Genomic DNA, 16,608 nt, shown 5'->3' on the forward strand with positions numbered 1-16,608 from the left:
CTTATCAATTAAAGTGGCAATAAATTTAATTTACGAAACAAAGCTTTATCACCTTCAACCTCTGGATTACCCGTAGTTAACAATTTGTCGCCGTAAAAAATCGAATTCGCACCCGCCAAGAAACACAAAGCTTGCATGGCTTCTGGCATTTGCTGGCGCCCCGCCGAGAGGCGCACATAGGCGCGAGGCATCGTAATCCGTGCAACGGCAATCGTACGCACAAACTCAGTCCAGTCTACGGTCTCTGAACCATCGAGCGGCGTACCGTCGATTTGCACCAAATTATTGATGGGCACTGAATCCGGTTGCGGGTCTAAATTAGCCAACTGCGCCACCAAACCGGCACGATCCAAACGCGTTTCGCCCAAACCCACAATCCCACCCGAACACACATTTAAACCCGCTTTACGTGCTTTACCTAAAGTATCAAGGCGATCAGCATAACTGTGCGTCGTAACGATTTCGCTGTATTTAGCTTCAGAGGTATCCAGATTGTGATTGTAATAATCCAAACCAGCCTCTTTTAATTGCTCAGCTTGACCGTCTTTCAGCATGCCAAATGTGGCACAGGTTTCCAGCCCTAAAGCTTTCACGCCTGCGATCATTTTTTTCACTTCGTCCAAATCACGATTTTTCGGACCACGCCACGCGGCGCCCATACAGAAACGCGATGAGCCATTTTCTTTGGCAATCGCTGCGGCGGCGATCACATCATCCGCATCCATCAATTTTTGGCTTTCTAAACCTGTATCATGCCGCGCCGATTGCGAGCAATAACCGCAATCTTCGGAACAGCCGCCAGTTTTCACCGACAGCAAAGTAGAAAGTTGAACGCGGTTCGCATCAAAATTGGCACGGTGCACGGTTTGCGCTTGAAACAGTAAATCGTTAAACGGCAGCGCAAATAACTCAGCCACTGCAGCCTCAGACCATAAAGATTGCTCAGGATGCGGCGTAGCGCGTTTAAATTCAATGGTTTGAGCTGAAGCTGTTGTTGAACAATTCATTCGCAATTTTTCCCAAATATTTGATACTGAGTCATCACGCTAAGCTGCGCATGACCCAATTTTAGCTAAAGGCTATAGTTTGCATTGTCCAAACAGGAGCTTGAGTTGTCAAATTTTTTCTCTTCAATTTTAAACTACATCACACCATGTCAATGCATACTGTGTGGTAGTGCCTGCCAAAAAGCATTTTGTCCACCCTGTTTGGCGACACTCGTGCGCTGGCAGGCAACAGAAAGCTGCCCCTGTTGTGCCATTCCCAATACGCAAGGGCATCGTTGCGGTCAGTGCCTCAAAGCATCACCCGCACTCGACAAAAGCTATGCCGCATTTATTTATACCGACCCAGTTGCCAGCTTGATTCAGGCTGCTAAATTTGCACAGCAATGGACGCTACTGCCGCCACTCGGGCAGATTCTGGCCGAATTGCCGCTCACTCGCCCTGATGTACTGATTGCACTGCCACTTCATGCGGCACGTTTGCGTGAGCGCGGTTTCAATCAAGCGCTAGAAATAGCACGGCCGATTGCAGAAAAATTAAATATTCAATTGGAAATGGGCCGTTTGACGCGGCAAAAGAATACCGAGCATCAAGCTAGGCTGAGCGCCAATGCCCGCTGGCAGAATATGCGAAATGCGTTTCACTACGCCGGAGATTTAAGCGGCGCACGGGTGGCGCTGATTGACGATGTAATGACCAGTGGCGCCAGTCTCAACGCGGCCGCCAACGTACTCAAAGCCGCAGGTGCCCGTGAAGTAGAGGCCTGGGTACTGGCACGCACGGCTTAAATGGCTCGTGCGGCTCAGCTTATAGACCCGCTTAGAACTGTCTCGTCCAATTCACATCGACCGAACTCGAGTCGATACCGAAACGCGAAACAACCGACCAATTTCGCGACAACTGCAAAGTAAAGCGAATCGCATCACGTAAGCCGGTAAAGCTCTTATCGAGTGAGACACTAAAATTCCGACCCAAGTGCTTAGTGACCGAAACCACCTGTGTCGTCGAGCCGTCCGACTCTTTAACCGAGCTGTAACTAGCGTCATCCAGCCCCACCGTACCTAATATCCGTCCCGTAATACTTGGCCCAGAATTACCCGTCGCCATCGAATTGAGCAATTGCAAAGCCAAAGCGCTATCGGAGCTGCCAATGCTGTCGACGCCATGCCCAAATAACAACCAAGAGATTTTTTCTGCGTCCGGCACATTCGGCTCGGACACCAAGCTAATCCGTGGCGACTGCGCCGTACCTTGCACTCGAACGCCCACTTCCACCGATTGATTACGCCGCATCGCCAACACATCCAGCCCCGGATTATCCACCGGACCGATAAACGACAAAACGCCCCGCTCAATATCCAAAGTTCGCCCATAGGCACGGTATTCGCCACGATCCACACTGACCGTACCATTCGCTCTCAAAGCCTGATTCGCCTGCGCCCGCAAACGCAACTGACCAATCAGCTGTGCATCTAGCCCATAACCCCGGAAACGGAAGTTATTGCCCAAATCCACATTCAACTCAATATTGATCGGCAAAGCGCGCGAAGTTTCAACGCGCTCACGCCCCAGTACCACCACATCGGCAGACAGGCGCGGTACGTCATTAGACACAAACTGAATATCGCCTTCATCGGCAACAAACTGCCCATTAACTTGCAAGGTACCGTCACGAAATTCAATCGCCCCTTGCCCACTCATCACCAGCAACATATCGGGCTTGCTAATCAACGTGAACTGATTGGCCACCAATTTTGCCGAACCAACAAGCCCTTCCTGCCCCATTTCTATCACGCCAGAGCCGGTGATACTGCCTTTACCGCCGTTAAACTTCAGGGTACGTAGCTGAATTTGCTGATTGGATAACACCACATCCAACTCACCATCGGTCAAACGAATGCCAGTATTGGCATCGCGGATCGATAGCGCCGAGCCTTGCACAAGGCCCGTCATTTTAACTACGCCTGACTGTGAAACACGCTGCACATTCATTTTGGCACGGCCCGCTAGGCGCATATCCGGCCCCATAAAAGGCGACAACAAAGCCAAGTCGGGCAAATCACCCCGCAAATTCATCACCACAGGCTGATAATCCAGCGGTTGCCCTGTGCGTGGATCAAGTGCGGCGGTCAAGCTAAAATCCGCCAATCCAAATCGAGGTGATTGAAAATTACTCAATACGCTCAGTTGGTTTTTATTTATTTTGGCATTGAGCTGTAAGTCACTCAACTGAACCGCTTGTGCCGTCGCACCAGCACCTTGCCAGACCACATCACCAGCTAGGCGTTTTAAATTCAAACTACCGTTAATATCCTGCGCCTGTTCAATCGACCAGCCACCAGCCAAGACCAAATCGCTGCGAATTTCTTTGTTACCCAGCAAAGGCAACCAGTCGGCCACCACAATTTTTTTAAACTCGCCCTGCGTGCTGATGAGACCCGGACGCCAATCAAAATGCCCCAGCCGAATCACACTCTGCCCCAGCTGAAGGTCAGCGACGCCCAGCTTCACTTGTTCACTTGATGCCAGCAGCGTCATTGGCGCTAATAGCTGGAATGGCACGATACTTTTACCTGCCAGCGTTTTCACTTTACCTTGCCAAATAAATTGCTCGCTCAAAGCGCCCGCCAAGGTGGTATTAAGCTCCAGCTCCTGACCCGCTTGCAGCCCTTTCACGCTCAGCGTAATTTCATGCTGATTTCGGCTACCCGCAGACCAGAGATTGATTTTATTTAACTGAGTCTCGCCCATCACCAACTGAGTCAAGTCAGCCTGCAACTTCATCGGCCCTTGCAAATCAGCGCGTAAATCCAGCTGTATATCGGCCTGCTGTACACTCAAATCCCACGGTGTTTTGACCTTACTGGCTTTAAGCCCGCCTTGAATCTGCAACAGTGTAAAAGGCCCCGATAACACCCCTTGCCCCTCGACCAGGCCGGAGAATTCACGCCCAATCACCGCCAGATTGGGTAGATGTAATTGATAAGTGAGCTGATCATTGACCCGCCCCAGTGCGCCCTTAAGATCAACTCGGTTTGCCCCCAAGCTCAGCCAAAGCAAGCTGTCTTGCAAACGATCTTGACTCAACTTCAAGCGACCTTGCCCCGCCAGTGCCTCGCCATTGAAGCGACTATTTTTCAGTATGTAAGCTAAATCAATTTGAGGTATCGGCTTGAGCGCACCGCTTGTATTGATGTCCGCACTAATACTACCCGATGGTACTGAAGCATATTCAGCGGGGTTAAATTGTTTCAGCTCTGCATCTAACTTAAAATCAAATGGCGACATTAAGTTAACTTCGCCTTTGGCAGTCACTTGGCTAACACCTCGGCTTAGCGCCAACTGTCGCACCGCAATTCGCCGCTGCACATCGGGTCTAATCCATCCCAAATCGACTTCAGCTACGGCATTAAAGCGTCGATCACTGATTTTCCCCTTCACATCCGGCGCCAACCACGGCCCAGTAATACTGAGTCGCCCCGCCATTTGGCTAGCTGGTTGCGGTGACCAGAGCAAAGCGGGATCAATCGCTTGTAAATCGAGCTGTAAATTGAGTTTTTCATCCTTGATCTTGCCCGACGCCCGAATTTGACCATTGCCACTGAGCTGTGCGAGTAAACTTTTAATCTGTAGCTCATTGCCGTCAAGCGAGAGTTCCGCATTCAAACTTCGCAGCGGCAAGCCTTGGCGATCCAATGTATTGGGCCGCTGATTTTGTAAGCTGAGCTGCATTTGTGCCCCCGTTGCCGTGGGCTGGATTTTTACATCGGCATTGATGAGCGCCTGAGGCGCACTGGGATGAAAAGCAGCAGGATTAATCTGATTTAATTTAGCACTACCATGCTGCAGCATTTGATAGGCATGCGGTGCAAACACATCGAGTTGCATCTCAATATTGGCGCTGACTTGATCGGCATCCAGATCGGCCTTGACGGCCAAAGCGCGTAAATCGCCTAGCACATGGCCTACCGCGGTCAATTGACGGCCTTCCAGCTCGCCGGCCAGCACGAATGAACCTGCAGTCTCAAATGGCGCAAGTCCTTTCAAGTTCAAAGCTGCGCTTAATTTGCCTTGCGGTGCGCGAATTTGCAGCACGCTTAAGCGGTGCATCTTGCCATTGCTGTCCAAACTGGCCTGTATGTCTTGCAATAAAGGCACGTCGCTGATGTCGAGTTTGGCGATATTGAGCTTAATAATTTTAAGTCCAAACGGCAGCGTCAAACTCGTTGGCGGCGGCGTTGGTGTTTTCATTGGCGGCTGTGGCTTTAAATGAATTTGCAAAGTATTCAGCAGCACCTCATCGAGGTATACGTCCCTAAGCAACAAAGCATAAGGCGACCAATCCAATACCCCATGATCTAGCTTAACTTCAACATCGGCCGTATTAACGACCAAATCGCGCACTTCCAAACGCGACCAGAGCGAGCCTTGTAAAGATTTTAAGGAAACAATACCACTGCGGTTAATCACTTCTACCAAGCGCGCACGGCCATGATCTGAATCAAGCCAAGTAAAAATGCCCGCCACAATCACGAGGGTGAGCACGAAGCTACTGAGCGTACCCCAGACTACGCCACGCAAAACACGCCGAGCGATGCCGTATTTTGGCTTATTCGCTACAGTGGAAACGGCTTGATCGGACGTGCTCGGCGATTCGGCCGCAGCCTTAGTAGATTCAATCGACATTAAAATGCTAAGCCCATGGCAAATTCAAAGCGTACTTTTCGGGCATCAAGGCCATAGGCCAAATCGGCACCAATCTGTCCAAGTGGGCTATTCCAGCGAGCGCCCACGCCGACACCGCCAACTGGCTCAAGATTTTGCCAGTCTTCAGCGGCAGAGCCATAGTCAAAAAAGATCGCAGCACGCCAATCTTTCACCACGGGATGCTGGTATTCAATCGATGAAGTCGCTAAGACTTTGCCAGGCGCAACCGAGCCGCCCATATCTACACCCAGCGATTGATACGCATAACCTCGTACTGAGCCCACACCACCCGCACGAAATAACCAATCGGTTGGCACATTGGTCGCATCTTCTGTAATGGTGTCACCCAATTCCAGGCGCAACATCAATACGCCCTCACGCCCTACTTTCTGGTAATACACGCCATTGGTATACAGACGCAAAAAATTGGCATCGCTGAGTAGATGGCTGGATGCGCCACCGATTTCAGCTTGAACCATATAACCATCCCGAGGATTTTTTTTACTATCTAAATTTCGCTGAATCCATTTGAAATTACCGGTCAACGATTTAGGATTATTTGATGTTCCATCATTCAGTTCACGTGTTTCAGTGAGGTACTCAACAGTAATATACCGCTCAATATTGCCTTCTAATTTATTGCGCCCCAGCCCTGTCCGATAAGTTTCCGATTGCAAGCCTTGAATATCCGAGCGCAAATAACGCAAATTACCGCCATTTTCCCAACCATCGCGCCCACGCGGCAACGTCACGCCGATGCCTGCTGATTGCTCTTTTTGCGTTAGGCGTAAATCACTATTAAAAACCCACGCTCGATCCAGTAAATTCAAATAACGATAGGAAACACCCACCTGAGCGCCCGTATTGGTGTCGTAACCCAAATTGGTCGTCACCCGATTAAGCGGCGACTCTTGCACATCAATGGTCAGCGGAGCCTCAAAAGGTTCAGTTTGAGACAGTTCAACATCGACTAAGACCGATGAAAAATGCGGCATATTCTGCAGTTCAGTCTGCAAATCAATCAAATCATTACGCCGGTAGCCCTGCCCAGGCTCAATCTGCACCCGATCAAGCACCAAATACTCAGGAAAATGCTTTAAACCACGAATGGTCGTGCCCCCAAAAACATAGGCCGGACCACTATCAATATCAATTCTGAAATGAGCGGTATTCTTGATTGGATCAATGGTTGCGACACTATCGCTGATTTGTGACGCGGGATAATCACGCGCAATAAAAGACGCTAAGCTGCGCCGCTTTAATTCATCCCAAGCACTTTGCGTGAAGCGCTCGTCGATCAACTCATCAGCACGTGAGGTAAATCGCCGTTGCAAGATCTGTAAACGCTCTGGATTTTCTGTGATGCCACCTGAAACATACTGCTGCGCATCCTTAATAACTGCAAAAGGCCCAAGATCAACATCAATAAACACCGTATTTTGGCCATTACGACTCTCTAGCCGCGCCGTCGTTTTAGAATTGAAATAGCCTTCCGTCTCGACCAAAGACGTAACAGCATTGGGCACATTTTCAATTAAATGATTGAGTTGTTCCGATGAATTACGCGGACTATTACGCAAAGCAAAGATTTCGAGGTGCTGTTCCAGCAAAGCCGATACCGCAGACGGGGCACGCAACTCAATACGGAAATTAAACGGAATCGGAGCAGTGCTTTCAGCGCTGGCAGCACTCACGAAGAATGCCGAGGTCAACCAGAAGGGAGCGAGGAGGTCTTGGGCTTTCAAACGAAAAAACCAAAGCAAAGATTGAAACCGCGACTTTACCAAAACTGCAGCCGCATTGCTTGAATGAATGTTCAATTGCAGCAAAAAAAATCCCGACTTGGCTCGCATCAAACAGACGCAAGTCAAAGCCGGGCACAGGAGGATGGAGTCGATAACGCAACCTTCGTTGCGGGTACTACAGAGCACTACATAAAATCTTTATCGCTTAGCGATCGAGCGTCAACTGCCAGCCGTGTGATTTAACGAGCAATTGTTGTTGGAATTCGAAATTTTTAATCATTTTGATTAAGGTACGCATGGTAGTTCTCCTTGAGTTGTGCCAGCTATCTCACTGGCAGTGCATTCTTGCTTCGATGGACGTACTTTATCAAAACTACAGAATTAACGCAAGACATTAGGTAATATTACTACCTAATTTAAAGCCACAACACGTAACAACAAGTACATAAAATGAAATAAAAATCATATATTTCAACAACAACAACTGTAACAAACAAAAATAACAAAAAATAAAAAAGTAGTATTACTACGAAAAATTCAATACAAGACCGCATCTGCGGCGGCCTCAGAAACATTCATACCAATTAAACCTTACCCAATAAAGCGGCTTTCAAAGCCTCATTCACTGGTGCTTTGCCCAGCCAAATCGACAATAGCGCCGTTGCAAAAGCATCCCCTTCAATCACACCCACTGCCTGTCCGCGCATCGAAATCTTCGTACCTTGATTGGGAATAAAATCAAGTACGATCACATCGCCCTTATTGGCGCTTTTCATTTCTGCAAAAATTTTTTCCAGTTCTGCCAATTTGCCAGCAAAACCTTTGAGTTGTGCCGCAGACACATTCTGTTGCAGCCCTTCCAACAAAGCTTCGTGCAGGCTTTTAGAATCTACTGTACGCAGCATATTCATTTGCATGCGCCGTGGACTCGTTGAATTTAAAACTTGCGCGGCATCGCTCGTTTTTGCTATTACATACAGCGATGCAATGTAAACATCAAAAACCATCTTTTTGCGAATACCGGCGCCATTGAGCAGCAAAGGGCTCTCCGCGACGACGACTTTTTCGACGATTTGCGTTCCTGCCACTTCCAAAGCCGACACTGGCAATGCCAACAACATCGACGCCCCCAATACCGCAGCGGATACTATTTTTTTCATTTTTGGCTCCAAAAAAAGCCCGTAATCCAAATCATAGATACGGGCTTTTATATTTAAAAACGTAAGTACACGTGCACAAGTTTTATGGCAAGGCGTCGACGCCGCAGACAGTACTTTAGTACGACAAGGCGAGACAACGATGCAAGGGAACTTTTGCTTTACTACTTAGTGAGACTACAAAACCTGCAAAATCCCTGCCGCGCCCATGCCTGTGCCGATGCACATCGTCACCATCGCGTAGCCTGATTTACCTTGGCCGCGCAGACCATGAATCGCCGTTGCTGCACGAATCGCGCCGGTTGCGCCCAGCGGATGCCCTAAAGCAATCGCACCGCCATGTGGATTCACAATGCTCATATCCAAACTCAAATCACGACTCACCGCCAACGCTTGCGCAGCAAAGGCTTCGTTTAGCTCAATCCACGCCAGATCCGACAAATTCAAACCGGCTTGTTTCAGCGCCGCCGGAATCGCTTCTTTCGGACCAATACCCATAATTTCAGGCGGAACGCCTTTGACGGCAAAAGTCACGTATTTGGCCAATGGCACCAGATTAAATTCTTTAAGGATTTTCTCTGAAACCAAAATCAAAGCCGCTGCGCCATCAGACATTTGCGAGCTATTGCCAGCAGTGACACTACCCTTAGCGGCAAATACCGTTTTCAGCTTCGCCAAACCGTCTGCACTGGTATCCGCACGTGGGCCTTCATCCTGCAACAGCGTTTTGCTGACGAGTTCAACCTCACCCGTTGCCAAGTTTGGAATGCGGTAAGTCACGTCCAGCGGTGCGATTTCAGCAGTAAACTTGCCTGCGGCTGTGGCAGCCAAAGCGCGGCGATGCGATTCAACCGCAAACGCGTCTTGGTCTTCACGGCTCACTTGCCATTGCTGCGCAACTTTTTCTGCCGTTAAACCCATGCCGTAGGCAATCGCAACGTTTTCGTCCGTCTCGTAAATACTCGCGCCGAGAGACAACTTATTGCCGCCCATCGGCACCATCGACATCGATTCCGTACCCGCAGCAATCATCACATCGGCTTCGCCCAAGCGGATTTTGTCCGCCGCCAACGACACGGCATTAATCCCCGATGAGCAAAAACGATTAATCGTAATGCCGCCCACCGTATTGGGTAGCCCTGCCAGCAGCGCGCCTATCCGCGCCACATTCATGCCCTGCTCGCCCTCAGGCATCGCGCAACCTGCCACGACATCCGACACTAAAGCCGGATCCAGCGACGGCACTTGTGCCATCGCGGCGCGGAGTACATGCGCCAATAAATCATCTGGCCGCATGCCTTTCAACATGCCACGCGGCGCTTTACCGACTGGCGTTCGCACAGCGGCGACGATATAAGCTTCTTGAATCTGTTTGCTCATTTTGAGCTCCTGAACTTTTTTTGAAAAAGCCTAGTCCACGAAAAACACGAAAGGCACGAAATAAACCAACTTCTTAGCCATGACTAATTCATTGTTACTTACGCCCCAAGCTGTAAAGCTTATTTTCGTGCTTTTCGTGACTTTCGTGGACCCATTGGTTTTTATTTAGTTACGCAAAGGCTTGTTGAACTCAATCATGTGCATGATGCGCTCTTGGGTTTTGCCTTTTTTCAGCAAGCCCATAAAGCGTTCACGCTCTAGTTTGAGTATCCATTCCTCGTTCACCAAAGTGCCTGCATCCACATCGCCACCGCAAACAATCTCGGCGATCTGCACGCCGATATGGAAGTCGTATTTCGAAATAAAGCCGCCTTCCAGCATATTGACCAGTTGCGCACGAATCGTTGCTGCGCCTGAACGCCCTGCTACGGCAAAGGCCTTAGGCCGTACTGGCGCACGGTATCCGCTGGCCGCCATTGCACGTACTTGGGCTTGCGCCACATACAGCAGCTCATTGGCATTCATCACGATGACGTCAGATTCTTTCAAATAGCCGATTTGCTGACCTTCTTCCGCGCTAGTGCCCACTTTGGCCATGGCCATCGCCAGGTAATAGTCTTTCAACACTTCTAAAATATTGCCGTTACGCGCCAAACGCGAAGCGCGCAGTGCGAATTCTTTACAACCACCACCCGCTGGCAAGAGGCCAACACCCACTTCAACCAAACCGATATAAGTTTCAACGTGCGCGACAACGCGAGCGCAGTGCATCAAGAATTCGCAACCACCACCAAAGGCATAACCTTGCGCAGCGCCAACCACGGGCACTTTGGCGTATTTAATCGCTTGCGAGGTGTTTTGAAACTCAGCCACCATGTGCTCAATCGCAGCAAAGTCGCCAGTCATAAACGCTGGGCCCATGCTCATCAAATCCGCACCGACTGAGAATGGTGCGGTCGAATGCCAAATTACCAAACCAGGGTGGTATTGCTCTGCAATCTTGATAGACGCTTGGATACCGGCCAATACATTGGCACCCACGCAATGCGCTTTGGTTTTAAAACTGAGTACAGGAATATCATTGGCTGACGCACCCACACTGGCAGGCGGCAACCACATCCGTACGCTATCGTTTTCAAACAAAGTTTCGCCAAAATCAGCTTCAGCTTCGCCCAAAACCGTTGGCGGATAGAATTGTCGTTCATACACAGGCAAGTTCGAGCGACCAACCAAGAGCGATGTCGCCGCGCTGAACGAGCCTTGCGGCGTATGCACGCCATCGCGCGCTATGACCCAAGCTGGCAATGGCGTGCTCGACAGTGTTTTGCCTGCGGCGATGTCTTCATTAATCGCCGCCGCAACAGCCTGCCAACCCGCAGCCTGCCACATTTCAAACGGACCTTGCTCCCAACCAAAACCCCAACGAATCGCAAAATCCACATCACGCGCATTGTCAGCAATGTGTTCGAGCTGTACAGCGATGTAATGCCATACATCGCGCAAGCAAGCCCAGATAAATTGCGCCTCAGGATGCTCAGAAGCACGTAGCGCAGCGATTTTGGCCGCTGCATCTGGGTTTTTCAGCAAGGCTTTCACTTCATCCGATGCTTTTTGACCGCCTGCGACATATTCACCACTAGCTGGATCGAGCATCAGCACGTCTTTGCCGACTTTCTTAAAAATACCTTGGCGCGTTTTCTGCCCCAAAGCACCCGCCGCGATCAGGCGATTGAGCCATTCTGGCGTTTGAAATAAATCATGCCACGGATCATCGCCTAGCGTGTCGGTCATGGTTTTCACGACGTGCGCAAAAGTATCCAGACCCACCACATCGGCAGTGCGGAAAGTTGCTGATTTTGGGCGACCCAGTTTCGGGCCGGTTAAATCATCAACCACGTCAAAACGAATGCCAAAAGTTTCCGCGTGGCGAATCGTTGCCAACATCGAAAATACGCCGATGCGATTAGCAATAAAATTCGGCGTATCTTTGGCGCGAACCACACCTTTACCCAAACGCAAGGTCAGGAAAGTTTCCAGCGCATCGAGGGTATCAGCTTGGCAACCTTGAGTAGCAATGAGTTCAACCAGATACATATAGCGCGGCGGATTAAAGAAATGAATCCCGCAGAAACGAGATTGCAGCTCAGTCGGCACGCTGGCAGCGAGTTTTTCAATGGATAAACCCGAAGTATTGCTCGCGAGAATCGCATGCGGCGCGAGATGTGGCGCGATTTTGGCGTAGAGATCGGCTTTCCAATCTAGTCGTTCAGCAATCGCTTCAATCACCAAATCGCAATCAGCCAATAGCGCTAAATCTGTACCGTAATTGGCCGGCGTAATACCATCGACGCGACCCGCCGACATCAGCGGCGCTGGTTTGAGTTTTTTTAAATTATCGAGTGCTTTGAGTGCAATCGCATTGGGATTCCCCTCCGCCGCCGGCAAATCAAACAATACCGTATCAATACCCGCGTTTGACAGATGCGCAGCGATTTGCGCGCCCATCACACCCGCACCCAACACCGCAACGCGGCGAATTGGGCTAGTTGCAGAAAAAGTCATAAATATTTCCTCAATTCGGTGTGGTGCGCGCGGCAAGACTCATCACCGCTCAGCACCACACGCAATCAAAAGCGATGGTTGTACTGCATACCCAAAGTGATGGAATCAACGCTGTAGTTACCATTGATGCTACCGGCGGCTTTTTCGCTGGCATCAAGCGGCTTGCGATTGATCGTCGAGTCTTTTAGCTGTACATAAATGGCCGCCAGATCGATTGAGCTATTTTTATTGATGTTGTAACGCGCACCCAAGGCGTACCAGATCCGATCGCTATCGGGAATACTGGCGATGCGTTCAGCATCATTGCTTTCAGGCGATTGATCGTAAGCTAAACCCGCACGCAAAACCCAAGATGCATTCGGTGTATAAATCGCACCCACTGAATAGCGATTCGTATCACGCCAGTTCGTTACGGTCACTGAATCAGTACGGCCATCAGCTTTGATCCGAATTTCATCAAAGCGCGAATGCCCTGTCCAAGTGTAATCAGCGGTCATTGCCCATTCTGGCGTGAATTGGTGGAAGCCATTGAGCGAGAATGATTCTGGCGTTTCCACATTCAACTTGGCCGATGTGTCTTTCAAGCTTTTACCAATAGCAGTCGGTTGTAATGCCGCTGGCACGGTAAACTTCAAATCGCCTTCTAAGGTGTGGCGGATTTTTGAGCGGTAGGCCATACCAACGCGAGTGCTTTCGCTAAGTGTGAACAAGGCACCGAGGTTATAGCCGTAGCCAATATCATCACCCGTCACTTCAGACTTACCGTCGTACGCCTTATTACCCGACAGCGCTGGATTAGCAGCCGCTCCTAAATCCAAGGCTTTCGATAGCGTACCTTCGATGTATTGCATACTAAACCCAGCACCCAAAGCCACCATGTCATTCACTTTGTATGAAATCGACGGGTTTAAATTAATGGTTTTAATTTCGCTTTCTAGTGTTTGATAACGGCCAACCCAGTCGTTTTCGTAATCGGTATGCGAACCAAACGGCACAAAAAGACCTAAACCAACGGTGGTTTTTTCATTGATCTGATACGTACCGTACATATGCGGTACCGCTGTCGTGGCACCAAAATTACCGCCATTACCGCCGGTAATCGTTTTACCCGTTGCCGTTGTTGATTTGATATTGCTGTATTCACCATCCGGCATAATCACATTCAATACGCCACTCACTTGCGTACCTTCAAGGCGACTCATACCGGCGGGGTTATAAAAGATCGTCGATGCATCCATGACTTCGGCCGCACCTGAATTGGCCACACCCTGATTACTGGCACTTTGCGTACCAAAATGGTAGCCCGACGCCAGCACTGAAGCCGAACTCAAGAGCAAGCCACTCGCGCCAATTACTTTCAACGAACTCACAAGCTGTTTCATATTTGTTTCTCCAAGGTGTACTGCATGAGGGTACAAGTCAACTCTAGGGCCAACTTTAAAACTAACTAGTGCAAAAGTTTTGGCCCAAGGCCACCTTGTATACCAAGGCGTCGAAGTCGCAGGCAGTACAGTCAGTACGGCAAGACGAGACAACGCAGCAAGACTGGGTGGCCTTAGGCCAAAACTTTTGCTTTACAAGCTAAACAATGCTCCGATGAATTGCATCTACATCAGCATTTTCTAAATGTGCATCAAAATCGTCGACCATAATGACTTCGCGTTTCAAGCGACGCGCCCGCACGATTTCTGCGTGCTCGTCAGTCGTAATCAAGCCCAAAGATAAAGCTTCTTGTAAACGTGCTTTAGCAGTGATCGATTTAAGCTGACCTTCGCGCTGCGCACGGCGCAGTTTGCTTTCAATACCTTCCGTTGCAATCACCGCTTTAAGTGCATGTTCAAGCACGCCGACCGAATCAGTCTCATCTGGCGAGCGGTACATAAATTGCACCAAACGATCGCGCGATGCCGATGGCTCCATCAAATTACGCGCAATTCGTGTTCCCACGCGATCTGCAGGCTGCGCCAAAGTCATGCCGCAAGGAAACACCACGCGGCGCGCAAACCATGCAATTGCCCGATTCGGATGATTGGCTAAAAAGCCGTGCATCGCTTCTTGACAGTCATACAGCGCCGTTTCTACTGCCCAACGCACCAGTGGACGGTCTTCTTTAGGCTGGCCATCATCATGGAATTTCTTCAATGCTGCCGTTGCGATATACAGGTTCGACAACATATCGCCCAAGCGAGCGGATAATTTCTCTTTAAATTTCAAGCTACCGCCCAAGGTCGCCATTCCCATGTCGGCTAAGAAAGCAAAAGCCGATGAAAAACGCACGATATCGCGGTAATTTTGTGCCGTTGGCCCATCAACAGGCGCAACAACAAAACGTGCACCTGTCAAACCTAGCCAGATTGAGCGCACCATATTTGAGATGGCAAAACCGATGTGCCCCATGACTGCATCATCAAATGCCACCAAATCTTTACTCATCGCCGCTTTGAGTTCACGCAATACAAATGGATGGCTGCGAATCGCGCCTTGGCCAAAAATAATCATGCTGCGCGTTAGAATATTAGCGCCTTCTACTGTAATAGCAACGGGTATTGCGTGGTAGCCCAGAGCCAGATAGTTACGCGGGCCAATACATACTGCTTTACCACCATGCACATCCATTGCATCGTTCAGCGTTTTGCGCATTTTTTCGGTATTGTGGTATTTCAAAATCCCAGAAATCACCGATGGTTTTTCACCCGAATCCAGCGCAGTCAAAGCAAGGCGTTGCGCGGCATCCATTTGATAGGTGTAGCCACCGATCCGACCTAGTGCCTCATCCACGCCTTCAAAGCGGCCAATCGACAGACCAAACTGGCTACGAATCCGTGCATACGCACCGGTGGTATACGACGCCAACATACCCGTCGCAACCGACATCGCTGGCAAGGAAATACAGCGACCCACTGACAGACATTCGACCAGCATTTTCCAGCCTTTGCCGACGAAATCCTGCCCGCCAATCACCCAATCCATCGGGATAAACACGTCTTTACCCCAGTTCGGGCCATTCTGGAATGCGCTGGTACCTGGATAATGACGGCGGCCAATTTCAACACCTTCGTGCGTCGTTGGAATCAGGGCACAAGTAATACCGATGTCTTCTTTATCACCGAGTAATTGCTCAGGATCGTACAGCTTGAAGGCCAGACCTAAAATCGTCGCCACTGGCCCTAAGGTGATATAGCGTTTTTCCCAAGTCAGGCGAATGCCGAGCACATTGTCGTAAAACACGCCAGTACGCGGATCGGTATAGCTGCCACGCGTCACGATACCAAAGTCAGGAATCCCGCCCGCGTCCGATCCGGCCTCTGGGCTGGTTAGTGCAAAACAAGGGATTTCTTCGCCGATAGCGAGTCGCGGCAAGTAGTAATTCTTTTGCTCTGCTGTGCCGTAATGCTGCAATAACTCGCCCGGGCCGAGTGAGTTCGGCACCATCACTGTCACTGCAGCCGAACCTGAGCGCGTTGCGATCTTAGTCACTACACGAGCGTGGGCGTAGTTGCTGAATTCTTTACCACCGAATTCTTTTTTAATGATCAGACCCAAAAAGCCGTTTTTCTTAATGAAATCCCACGCTTCGGGTGGCAGATCTTTGGTTTTTTGCGTGATTTCCCAATCATTGAGCATCGCGCACAGAGTTTCGGTCGGGCCGTTTAAAAATGCTTCTTCTTCAGCGCTGAGTTTTGGTGCGTTGTATTGATGCAATTTGGCAAAGTCAGGCTTGCCCGAGAACAAATCTCTATCCCACCACACCGTACCGGCATCGACTGCTTCTTGTTCAGTTTGCGACATCGCAGGCGTGATTTTGCGAAACACGCCAAACAAAGGCCCAGTCAATACAATCCGACGTATTGGCTTGAGATTCAATACTATTAATACCGCCAATAAGATACCTGCCCAGATCGGATTCGCGCCCTGCTGAAATACGGCAAAAGCAGCACCAACCAAGAGCAATAAAGAACTCCACCACAGTGGCGCGCGCGAATACGCTAGCGCACCCAATAAAACGACAATGGCAATAATACAAATAAAAATAGACATGATGTTCTCCAACC

General features: G+C 49.8%; 9 protein-coding genes. 1 reads left to right on the forward strand and 8 read right to left on the reverse strand.

The genetic code is table 11. The features are described 5' to 3' along the window. Positions 1–8: 8 nt before the first annotated feature. Complete coding sequence (gene bioB, locus Q320_RS0101250) at positions 9–1,007, reverse strand: biotin synthase BioB (protein WP_027467494.1); 999 nt, start codon at positions 1,005–1,007, stop codon at positions 9–11. 213 nt (positions 1,008–1,220) lie between these two features. On the opposite strand from bioB, the gene Q320_RS0101255 reads away from it, so the two are divergent. After that, positions 1,221–1,793 carry a ComF family protein gene (locus Q320_RS0101255; protein ID WP_169734416.1) on the forward strand — a complete coding sequence of 191 codons (573 nt, stop codon included), beginning with the start codon at positions 1,221–1,223 and terminating at the stop codon, positions 1,791–1,793. Between the two features lie 31 nt (positions 1,794–1,824). Here the strand turns inward: Q320_RS0101255 and Q320_RS0101260 are convergent, their stop codons facing one another. The 7 genes from Q320_RS0101260 to Q320_RS0101295 all read right to left on the reverse strand — a co-directional run bounded on the left by Q320_RS0101260 (position 1,825) and on the right by Q320_RS0101295 (position 16,594). Next, entirely contained in the window at positions 1,825–5,691 is a 3,867-nt protein-coding gene (locus Q320_RS0101260; protein WP_027467496.1) for a translocation/assembly module TamB domain-containing protein, read from the reverse strand. Continuing rightward, positions 5,691–7,457, reverse strand: coding sequence for an autotransporter assembly complex protein TamA (locus Q320_RS0101265; RefSeq protein ID WP_169734417.1), 1,767 nt, complete (start codon positions 7,455–7,457; stop codon positions 5,691–5,693). Before Q320_RS0101265 ends, Q320_RS0101260 begins: the two co-directional genes overlap by 1 nt. Positions 7,458–8,041: 584 nt before the next feature. Beyond that, entirely contained in the window at positions 8,042–8,617 is a 576-nt protein-coding gene (locus tag Q320_RS0101275) for a chalcone isomerase family protein (RefSeq protein WP_027467498.1), read from the reverse strand. A gap of 174 nt (positions 8,618–8,791) precedes the next feature. Further along, a complete protein-coding gene (locus tag Q320_RS0101280) occupies positions 8,792–9,994 on the reverse strand; it encodes an acetyl-CoA C-acyltransferase (RefSeq protein ID WP_027467499.1) in 1,203 nt (400 codons plus the stop codon). A gap of 165 nt (positions 9,995–10,159) precedes the next feature. After that, the gene (locus Q320_RS0101285; protein WP_035851635.1) at positions 10,160–12,556 is read right to left on the reverse strand and encodes a 3-hydroxyacyl-CoA dehydrogenase/enoyl-CoA hydratase family protein; all 2,397 of its coding nucleotides are present in this window, start codon (positions 12,554–12,556) and stop codon (positions 10,160–10,162) included. Positions 12,557–12,621: 65 nt separating this feature from the next. Next, positions 12,622–13,938 carry an OmpP1/FadL family transporter gene (locus Q320_RS0101290; RefSeq protein WP_027467501.1) on the reverse strand — a complete coding sequence of 439 codons (1,317 nt, stop codon included), beginning with the start codon at positions 13,936–13,938 and terminating at the stop codon, positions 12,622–12,624. A 199-nt stretch (positions 13,939–14,137) separates the two neighbouring features. Next, entirely contained in the window at positions 14,138–16,594 is a 2,457-nt protein-coding gene (locus Q320_RS0101295) for an acyl-CoA dehydrogenase (RefSeq protein WP_027467502.1), read from the reverse strand. Between the last annotated feature and the right edge of the window lie 14 nt (positions 16,595–16,608).

The organism is Deefgea rivuli DSM 18356 (genome assembly GCF_000620145.1).
GTDB classification, from domain to species: domain Bacteria; phylum Pseudomonadota; class Gammaproteobacteria; order Burkholderiales; family Chitinibacteraceae; genus Deefgea; species Deefgea rivuli.